The following is a 10,000-nucleotide window of genomic DNA, read 5'->3' on the forward strand; positions in this document are numbered from 1 at the left end:
ATAGCTTCATAATCTAAATAAGCTCCTTCTGTTATGCTTTTGGTTATGCATTCTGTAACATAAGCTTTATGCTCTTCTTTGTAAAAGTTTATGGCTGTATTTACATCAGGGATGAATGTTTTTGGATCTGTTTCGTGTAAACGATGCACTTCATCGGACCAAAATAGATTGTTTTCTATTACATTATATTCCCAGCCTCCTACTTTAGCTAGTTCTCGCGTTTGTTTATTGAGTTCTCTAAGTTTTTTTTCCTCAGTTATGTTTTTTGCAATAGCGTATATTAGTCCTTCTTCAAGCGAAGCTTTAGATGTCCAGCTTAGCCAGATAACTTTTCCGTTTTTGGTTCGGTATCTATTTTCGAAAGTAGCGGTAATCTGACCTTTCATAACGCCTTCAAATTCATTTTTTGTGATGATTTTATCATCAGGGTGTACAAAATTACTAAAGGGCTGGTATAAAAGTTCTTCTTCTGTGTAGCCTAATAAATCACATCCGGCTTTATTAATTTTTAAGAGTCTACCTTTAAAATCTGTAAGAAATACCATATCTGGAATGGTATTATACAAATAGCCTAAATCGTTTTCTAATTTTTTTCGATTGATTTCAGAACCAATGAATTGCTTTAATTGTTCAAATAATTTGATGTGTTTATTTAGATGATTGCTTACTTTTTGTGTAGCTATTAACAATACTCCCACCACATGATTGTTGTAAATAAGCGGGAAAGCTGCTGCATTTTTAATAGCTGTTTTTTCAGCGGCTTCTTTTCGAACAAAATCATCCTTTTTGTTGATGTTTTCCCAGATTGAGGTGTTTTTTTTACTCCAAACCGCTCCTGGTAATCCTTCACCTGGCAGGAAAGATCTTATCTCTTTGGTTGCTTCCAAAAAGTTTGTGGCATCTGTTGAAGTAGCATTATTTGCAATTAATTGTAATTTTGTGTTTTCGATATTTGGCATCCATAATTCCACTAGGTCAAATCGGCCATACTCGCATATGGTTTGACAGAGTAATTTGGAAGATTGCAATAGGTCTTTTTCGGAAGAGAAGTTTAAACTTATTTTTCCTAACAGTTCCTTTTCAAGTTCTTTTTGTTTTTGTTCTGTTACGTCTCTTTGTATGGCTATCCAATGGGTGTAAATTCCTTTTTCATCTGCTACGGGAGATATTTTAAAATTATTCCAAAACTCTTCCCCATTTTTTTTGTAGTTGGCTATTGTGATTTCACATGATTCCCATTTTTCAATGGCTTTGTTCAATTTTTTGAGTTCCTCATGATCCGTGTTAGGACCGTGTAGTATTTTAGTTGTTTTGCCAATTACTTCGGCAGCTTTATACCCTGTCATTTTAGTAAAAGCTTCATTAACGTATATGATTTTGGGGCCGGAATTGTCAACAAGTTTCACTTCGGTAATTACAACTGAATCTTTGGTATTGGTTACTGCGCTACTAAGTAGTCTTAACTGTTGTTCTTCTTCCTTTTGTTTTGTTATATCTCTTGAGTTTGCCACAATTCCTTTAATAGCAGGATTGTCTGTCATGTTTGTAAGGACAGTTTCTATCCATCTCCATTCTTTGTTGCCGTCTTTAAGTCTGAAAGGTTCAACGATTATTTTTTTTTCCTTGGCGATTCTTTGCATGTATTTTGAAGCTTTTTCGATATCTTCTGGATGAATGAAATCGAAAATTGTATTGCCTTGAAACTCTTCAGGAGTTATTCCTAAAATAGCGGTTGTTGTTGGACTTGTATAACTGTATTTTCCATTAGTATCAATTATACTTATCATGTCACTTCCTTCTTGAACTAGTGCTTTAAAGCGTTGCTCGCTTTGAAGTATTAGTTCTTCTTGTTCTATTCTTTTGGTAATATCTTGGCAAACTACTAGCATGCATTCTCGATCATTGAAATCTATTTTATGACCATTAACTTCAACTTGAATTGGTGTTTTATCTTTTTTTAAATGGGTGAAAATTCCAAAGTAGATATTTCCATTTTGGTCTTTAATGGATGCATTAGCATTAAGAAGTCTTTCTATTTCATGCGGAGGCCTAATGTCCTTTATGGTTAATTTCAAAAATTCTTCTTTTGAATATCCATAGTGTTCAATGGCAGCAATATTTACATCTAGAATTTGAAACGTTTGATAGTTGTATATCCACGATGGTAATGGGTTTAGATTAAAAAGATTAGCGTTTAAATGGTCTTTACTCATTATTTAATTGCTTTTATATGGAACTAAAGTTTTGACTTCTTAAATTAACAAAATAATTTATTGATTATCAAATGTTTATTTAGATTTTATTTAAAATAGTCCAGAAAGAAGGGTAGGTGGGATTTGGTAGGGTTTAGGGGTATCTTTTATTTTTACAATTGGTTTTTTTCTTTAATTTCTATTAAAACTTCTTTGCTAATGGGTTTTGACAGGTATTTTTCAATTAATGGAAATTGTTTCGCTCTTTCCAAATCTGCTTTGTTGATAGATGAGGTAAGTAAATAAATAGTTGTGTTTTGCGATGTAATTAATGGCTCACATTTGCTTAAAAATTCCCAACCATTCATTTCAGGCATATTAATATCTAGGAATATGATATATTTTTCATCTTTCAGATATTTGTTTTCTAAGTAGTCAAAAGCATCTTTACCATTGTTAAATGTTTCAATTTTTTGAGTAATAGAAACAAGTTCTAAATTTTTTTTTAGAATTATTGTAGAAATTGGATCGTCATCTATTATGAAAATGTGTTTTTTCATAGGCAAAGATTTTTTAGTTACATAGAATGCGTTTTATTTACTATTTCATTGATGGTGTTTTCTAATTCTATTACTGATTGGTTAAGATGATCAAGTAATTCTTTATCATTTACCGATTCTGTTTCGTTTATTAGTTTAATGAGCCCTAAAATATTTGTAAGCGGTGATCGAACTACATGGGATTGAATCCATGCAATGTCTTTTAGTTTAGTGTTTTGATTTTCAATTTCATTAAGATGTTCAATACTTTTGGTAATGTCGTTACTTACTATAATGATTGCTTCTTTGTTGTTATGGATGATTTTATTATATTTAACCTGGGCGATGATTTTGTCTTTGTTCTTTTTTTGATGGTTTTGAGTAATTATTGTTTGATGATTGTCAAAAATACTTTCTTCGTCTTTAAAAATAGTTTTAATAGATTGGTTTACTAATTCTTCTTTTTTAAATTCATATAGTTTTTCACAAGCTTGGTTTACATCTAAAATTTGTAACGTTGTAGCGTCAATAACAAAAATAGGTTGTGGACTTAACTCAAATAAATCGTTGTATAATTGTTCTGATTCTTTAATTTTTATGATGTTTTTAAAACGTTCAATGTTATAAACTAGGCTTTTATATAACATAGCGCTGTTAATTTCATCTTTTAAAAGATAATCCGAAGCTCCAAGTGCAATTGCTTTTAAGGCAAATGAAAAATCAGAATATCCTGTTAATACTACAACGGGTATATTGTTTGATATTTTTAATACTTCTTCTACTAATTCAGTGCCAGTTTTATCTGGTAATGATAGGTCTAAAAAAATTATATCATAATCAGAAAGGCTTCCATTTGATTGTTTGAAGTCGCTAAATTTTTCAAAATGTTTTATTGTAGGCAGTTTTATTTTTTCACTTAAATATTCTTCTAAAAGGAAAAAATCGCCTAAATTATCTTCAATAACTATTATGTTATACTTTTTTTCGTCTACAATCATATTATTTTTTAGAAGGTAGTTTAGATATTTTAAACCAATAATTGCATAGTACATTTATGGTTTCGAAAAAATCATTAATATCGGCTGGTTTTGTAATAAAACAATTAGCATAATTTTCGTAGGTTAAATTGATATCGCTAATTGCAGAAGATGTTGTTAAAATTATGACAGGAATGTGTTTTGTTTTTTCGTTCTCTTTTATTTTTTTTAAGACCTCGTGTCCATTTAATAAAGGTAAATTGATATCGAGAAGAATTAAATCAGGTAACTGAGTATCTTCCTTTTGGTCAAACAAAATGTTGATAGCTTCTTTACCATTTCGAGCAACTTTAATATTTGTTTTACAGTCGCGCTCTTCAAATGCTTCCGAAGTTAAAACGATATCTCCTTCGTTATCTTCTACAAGTAGGATTTGATTTTTTTTCATAGCTGTGGGGGTAGTTTTGTTGTTTGTTATTATAAAGATAAATTAATTTATCTAATTAATAATCAAAAAAACAGTTAATTATGATTTTTTTCCTCTCTTTTTTCTTATAAAATGGTGATTTTAAATTGTTTATACTTTGTGTTTTTTATTGTGTTTTTTGGTAATGTGAAATAAAATGAACTTCCTTGATTTAGTGAAGAATCGATTTGAATTTTTCCACCTAAAATTTCAATTGCTTTTTTGGTAATTGATAAACCTACGCCAGTTCCTTTACTTTCAGAGTTAGAATTTAGGCGTTGAAATAATTGAAAAATCTTTTCATGGTACTCTTTGTCAATTCCGATACCGTTATCTGAACAAGTAAATTCCCAGTAATCAGGTTGTTCTTTGTGCGTTATTGTTATGTGTAGCTTTTCATTATTCTTTTTAAATTTAATTGCATTTTCAATTAAATTTTTAAATATCATGTAAATTAAATTTTCATCGGTTTTAATAATGGGTAATTTAGAACTGGTTACATTATCTAAAGTTAACGCATTTTCATATTCTTTTAGTATGTTAGTAATAACCAGATTTAAATCTATGTCTTTGTAGTTTAGGTTTTTACCAATTTTAGTGTGTTCTTGTAAGTTTAAAATACTTTTACGCATGTAGTACGCACCATCGATGGCGTATTTGATGTATTCATGTCCTTTTTCATCCAGATTGTTTTTGTATTTTTTTTCAAGATTTGTTAAAAAACTAATTATGGTTCTATTGGGTTCTTGAAGGTCGTGAGAAGCAAGAAAAAAGTAATTCTCAAGTTCGTTATTGGTTTTTTCAAGTTCTGTAGATTTTTCTTTTAATTCTTCAATTTTCTGTCGGATGGCAGAATTGTGTCTTTTGAGTAAAGTGAATAAAAGCAATCCGGTTGAAATAACAAAAAAGCATCCTTTAATGTTTTGAAAATTAGTAATTTGTTCTTGGGTGTTTTTAGTAATAAATAAAAGCACAAAATGGTCACTTAAGAATATCCACAATATTCCAATTGTAATGTATAAAAGGGTTATCTTAAGTTCTGACTTCATCTTTATTCTTTTTCTTTAGGTAAAGTAAAGTAAAATGTACTACCCACATTCACTACCGATTCTACCCAAATGGTTCCGTTCAGATTCTCTACAATTTTCTTTACTATGGCTAATCCCATTCCGCTTCCTTTGTCGCCTTCTCTTGTGTGTAATCGTTGAAAAAGCACAAATATTTTTTCTAGATATTCATTTTCAATTCCAATTCCGTTGTCTTTAACCGCAAAGGTGATTTGTTTATCATCTTCTTCAATTACTTTAACAGATACAATTGGAGCTTCATTTTCTTTAGAATATTTAAAGGCATTACCAATTAAATTTTGAAAAACTTGAATCAATGGCGATTTATAAGAGTTTAAAATTGGTAAATTTTCATAAATTAATTTGCCGTGTGGAAATTCAAGTTTGTAGAAAGATTCAATTTCATGGATGATATCATTTAAATTGATTGCTTCTTTTTTGTCGTTATATTTTCCTACTCTTGAAAATTCTAAAATATCTAAAATAATATTCTTCATTCTTTTGGCACCATCAACCGCAAAAAAGATATATTTTTTTCCTTTCTCATCAATTACATCATTGTATTTTTTCTCTAGTTGCGTCAAAAAACTGGTTATCATTCTCAGCGGTTCTTGTAAGTCATGAGATATGATGTAAGCAAAATATTCTAATTCTTTATTCACCTTAGTAAGCTCTTTTGCTCTATTCTCTAATTCAATATTTAATTTTTCTAAATCGGCAGTTTTTTTATCAACTAGAGATTCTAATTTTAGAGGCTCTTCTGCTAGTTTTCTTAAGTATAATGCTATAATTATACTCAAAACAATTCCGTAAATAAGAAACTCGATTGATCTGTTTAAATATTTTGGTTCTTTTAATTTTACATACAAATACCAATCTCCTGCAGGGATGAAAGATTTATGAATAATTCCGTTGCTGAAATCGCCATTGTTTTTGAAAAACTTAGGGCCGTTTAAATCGCCTTCTTTTTGTACCATTTGATATTCAAAGTTTGAAGTACTTCCAAGATCGTCTAGGTGTATGGCTTTTAAAAAAGTTTCTGTTTTAATAATAACTGCAGAAAATCCCCAAAATTTCCCATTTTTATAAATAGGTTCTCTGCCTACAATACCCATTCCTCCTTGTACTAGTTGAAATGGTCCTTCAAAAAAGATTTTATTTTTTTTAATAGCATCTTTAGCCGCTTTTTTGTGAAGGCTATCGGCAGTAAGATGATAGCCAATGGTTTTTTCATTGCCAATTAAAGGATAGGTTTTTATAATTTCAAATCCTTTTACCAATTGAATTCCATCTACATATTTGTTTTTTTCTACTAAACTTTTTGCTACGGGTTCAAATTCTTGTTCTTGTAAATTTTTTTCGGCAATAAAACTAATTACTTTAACCACATTAGAACTGTAGTTAATTGTACTCTCAAGCTGGTTTTTTATCTTGAATGATTCTTCTTTTACTTTTATTAATTCATTACCATACTCATTGTTGTAAATTCTGTAGGTTAAGAATATGCTAATAATGAGTAAAATAAAAAAAGAGATAATAGCCAATTGATTTGGCCAATAATCTAAACATCTATTTATTTTTCTTAGTAGGTTCATTTTTTTGGTAATGTAAAATGGAATGTTGCTCCTTTGTTTACTTCAGATTCAACCCAGATGGTTCCATTTAGGTTTTCAATAATTTTTTTAACAATAGCTAGTCCCATACCCGAGCCGTTGTATTCTTGTTTGGTGTGTAATCTTTGGAAAATTACAAAAATTTTGTCATGAAATTCTTTGTCAATTCCGATTCCATTGTCTTGGATTGTGAAATGCCAATTTTTATCATCTTCCACGGTTTCAATATTTATTTTAGGACTTTCATTGGGTTTTTGATATTTTAAGCCGTTTCCTATAAGGTTGTGAAAAATTTGGGTCAAAGGTGTTTTGAATCCTGTAATAGTTGGTAAATTACTGTGTGTAATTACAGCCTTGGTTTCTGTTATTTTTTGACTGTTCATCTTACAAACTTCATCTACAAGATTATTTATGTCTATAGCTTCATTTTGTTCTGTTACTTTTCCGATTCTTGAATATTCTAAGATATCTAAAATAATATTTCTCATTCGATTAGCACCGTCAACAGCAAAGTAAATATACTGTTTTCCTTTTTCATCTAACACATCATTATATTTTTTTTCTAAATGTGTTAGGAAACTTGTTACCATTCTTAAGGGTTCTTGCATGTCATGTGAGGCAATGTAGGCAAATTGTTCTAATTCTTGATTCGAATTTAGTAAGGCTTTTGTTTGTTTTTCTAATTTTTTATTTAAAATGCGTAGCGATTCTTCTTGTTCTTTGATAGATGTTATGTCTTGCAGTGCACCAACGATTCGTGTTGCTATTCCTTTTTCATTTCTTATGATGACTCCGTTGTTTATGATGTAAGCGTATTCGTTATTTGCTTTTTTGTACCAGTATTCTTTTTTCCAGTTTTCTTGTTCTGGATTGTTGATTGCTTCTTTCAACGAGTTAATTACCTCTTCTGCTTGATCAGGTCGTACTCTTGATTTGATTAAATCTAGAAGATTACGGTCATAAATAAAATTAGGCACTTTATAACCAAATGATTTGAAGAAACCTTCTCCTCTATACATGGTTTTTTTCTCGATATCCCAATCCCAAATAGCATCGTTAGTCGCTGCTGTTGATTTTTCAAAACGGTCATTAGATGCTTTTAAGGCGTTTTCATATGCTTTTGTACTAGTAATGTCTTTGTAGTAAATAGATAATCCAGCTTTTGATGGATATACGCTAATTTCGACCCATAAGTTAAGCTGCTCCAAAAAAGTTTGAAAATAGACTGTTTTTTGTTTTGTTAAGGCTTCTTTGTATTTTTTTTCTTGGATGGTATTTTTAATTTGAGGAAATAATTTCCAGAAATTTTTACCTAAAACGTTCTCTCTATTAAGATCTAATATTTTTTCTGTTTTATTATTCCAATACGTTATGTTCCAATTTTTGTCTAGCGAAATGAAAGCGTCACCTATGCTTTCTAGGATGTCATTTTTATCTTCTAGCGATTTTTGAAGTGCTAGACTGGTTTTTTTTCTTTGAATAGTTGCGGATAAGTTGAACACAATGTTTGATAGAAAGCTAATTTCGCTAATTGACCATTCGCGTTCAGTAACGCAATCGTCAAAGCCTACAAAACCTTGGAAAGTGTTGTTGATGAAGATGGGTAAAACTAGAAATGATTTGATGTTTTGGTTTTTCAAATTTTCTTTTAGGTTTCCTTCCGGTAATTTTGATGTTATAGTGGCAACGAGTTTACCTTCTATTAATGGGTTAAAAAAATCGGTAAAGGCTTCAATAGGAATGTTTTGTAACTCAGGGTTTTCTATTTGTGGTTCAATGCCGTCTTTAATCCATTCGATTTTCTGATTGCAGGTTTTCGGTTGGCCTTCGCTTACTTCGTCTATTTCAAAATAATAAATTCTATCGACATCGATGGTATTTCCAGTGATTTGGAATACTTTGTTTAATGATTCGTACCAATCGTCGGCATGAGTTAGTTCTGAGATTACATTGGTAATAGAGGATAGGAAGATATTTTTTTGTGCTAAATCGAGTTCGTTTACTTTTTGATGGGTAATATTTTGAATACTTCCCAGAATTTTGGTCATGTTGTTTTCAAAGTTGTATTCGGGTTTTCCGATACATCTTACCCATTTTAAATTTCCTTTTTTGGTTTTAATTTGGAATTCGATATCAAATTTTTTACCTCTATTAATTAATTTATAAAATGCATTTTCTGTTTTTTTTCGGTCTTTTTCGTAGGTGAAGTTGAGTAAGATTTCTAGATTGATATTTTCGTTTGTCTCTAATTCTAGAATTTCTTTTACCACACTAGATAAAAAGAAATGAGGTGATTGGGTATTCGTATGGTATTCCCAACTTCCAATTTCTGCTAGTTTTGCTGTTTCTTGAAAAAGGTGTTGTAGTTCTGTAATCTCTGTAATATTTCTGCCATAAGAAAAAGCATTATTTTCATCACCAAAAATTTCAGAAGAACTCCAAGAAATCCATTTGTAATCTCCGTTTTTTGTTCGGAATCGGTTGGCAAAATTATTTGCTTTTCTGTTTCCAGATATGGTTTCTATGTATTCTACTTCCGATTTTATTAAATCATCTGGGTGTAAGAAATAGGTGTAAGGATTGGAAGTTAATTCCTCTTCGGTATATCCTAATAAGTCGCAAAATGCTTGATTTACTTTAGTGAAATGACCGTAAGCATTGGCTATGGCAATAATGTCTGGTGCACTTTCAAACATTAGTGTATTCATTTCCTCATTCATTTTGCGTTTTATCTCTGCTCCAAGATAATTACTTAGCGATAGATAAGGTTCAATTTTTAGTTGGTCTAAAGTAAGGTCTTCTTTAGAAAAGAATACTAAAGTTCCAATGAAGTCATTATTGTTGAATAATGGCACACCAAGAAGTGATTTAACATCTAATTCATCAGCTAATTCTTTTCTAAAAAAATAGTTGTTGATGTCTTCTTTTTTCCAGATTTTGTGTTTTTTTTCTTTCCAGATGATTCCAGGAAGTCCTTGATTTTCTGTGAATCGAGAAAAATTATATGTTTTTTCGTAGCTTTTTTTTATGTTGTCGTTTTGGGTTGCCCATTTCTTTAAAGAGATGTTTGTTTTGCAAGAATTCAGTAGCCATAATTCAGTAGCTAAAAAATCATCATATTTGGTTAGGTATTCAAGAATTTCTTC

Annotated in this window: 7 protein-coding genes; all 7 read right to left on the reverse strand. The window is 30.2% G+C overall.

Annotation, left to right across the window (positions count from 1 at the left end):
- Positions 1 to 2,213 (reverse strand): PAS domain S-box protein (locus LDL23_RS12415; protein WP_291265984.1); only part of this gene is annotated, 2,213 nt, incomplete at its 3' end.
- A 152-nt stretch (positions 2,214 to 2,365) separates the two neighbouring features.
- Complete coding sequence (locus LDL23_RS12420; protein WP_291265985.1) at positions 2,366 to 2,752, reverse strand: response regulator; 387 nt, start codon at positions 2,750 to 2,752, stop codon at positions 2,366 to 2,368.
- Positions 2,753 to 2,769: 17 nt separating this feature from the next.
- Positions 2,770 to 3,729, reverse strand: a complete 960-nt coding sequence (locus LDL23_RS12425; RefSeq protein WP_291265986.1) for a response regulator — start codon at positions 3,727 to 3,729, stop codon at positions 2,770 to 2,772.
- Between the two features lies 1 nt (position 3,730).
- A complete protein-coding gene (locus tag LDL23_RS12430; RefSeq protein ID WP_291265987.1) occupies positions 3,731 to 4,156 on the reverse strand; it encodes a response regulator in 426 nt (141 codons plus the stop codon).
- A 104-nt stretch (positions 4,157 to 4,260) separates the two neighbouring features.
- Positions 4,261 to 5,223, reverse strand: coding sequence for an ATP-binding protein (locus LDL23_RS12435; protein WP_291265988.1), 963 nt, complete (start codon positions 5,221 to 5,223; stop codon positions 4,261 to 4,263).
- A gap of 2 nt (positions 5,224 to 5,225) precedes the next feature.
- Positions 5,226 to 6,836, reverse strand: a complete 1,611-nt coding sequence (locus LDL23_RS12440; RefSeq protein WP_291265989.1) for an ATP-binding protein — start codon at positions 6,834 to 6,836, stop codon at positions 5,226 to 5,228.
- Positions 6,833 to 10,000, reverse strand: a 3,168-nt coding sequence (locus LDL23_RS12445) for a PAS domain S-box protein (protein ID WP_291265990.1), incomplete at its 5' end; no start/stop codon positions are given. The genes LDL23_RS12440 and LDL23_RS12445, both read right to left, overlap by 4 nt.

The sequence above is a fragment of the Flavobacterium sp. genome, assembly GCF_020217025.1.
GTDB lineage: Bacteria > Bacteroidota > Bacteroidia > Flavobacteriales > Flavobacteriaceae > Flavobacterium.

What these genes read in the sequence shown, in the direction of transcription:
- LDL23_RS12420 (WP_291265985.1), bottom strand. Translation starts at nt 2,752, where the DNA reads ATGAAAAAACACATTTTCATAATAGATGACGATCCAATTTCTACAATA.
- LDL23_RS12425 (WP_291265986.1), bottom strand. Translation starts at nt 3,729, where the DNA reads ATGATTGTAGACGAAAAAAAGTATAACATAATAGTTATTGAAGATAAT.
- LDL23_RS12430 (WP_291265987.1), bottom strand. Translation starts at nt 4,156, where the DNA reads ATGAAAAAAAATCAAATCCTACTTGTAGAAGATAACGAAGGAGATATC.
- LDL23_RS12435 (WP_291265988.1), bottom strand. Translation starts at nt 5,223, where the DNA reads ATGAAGTCAGAACTTAAGATAACCCTTTTATACATTACAATTGGAATA.
- LDL23_RS12440 (WP_291265989.1), bottom strand. Translation starts at nt 6,836, where the DNA reads ATGAACCTACTAAGAAAAATAAATAGATGTTTAGATTATTGGCCAAAT.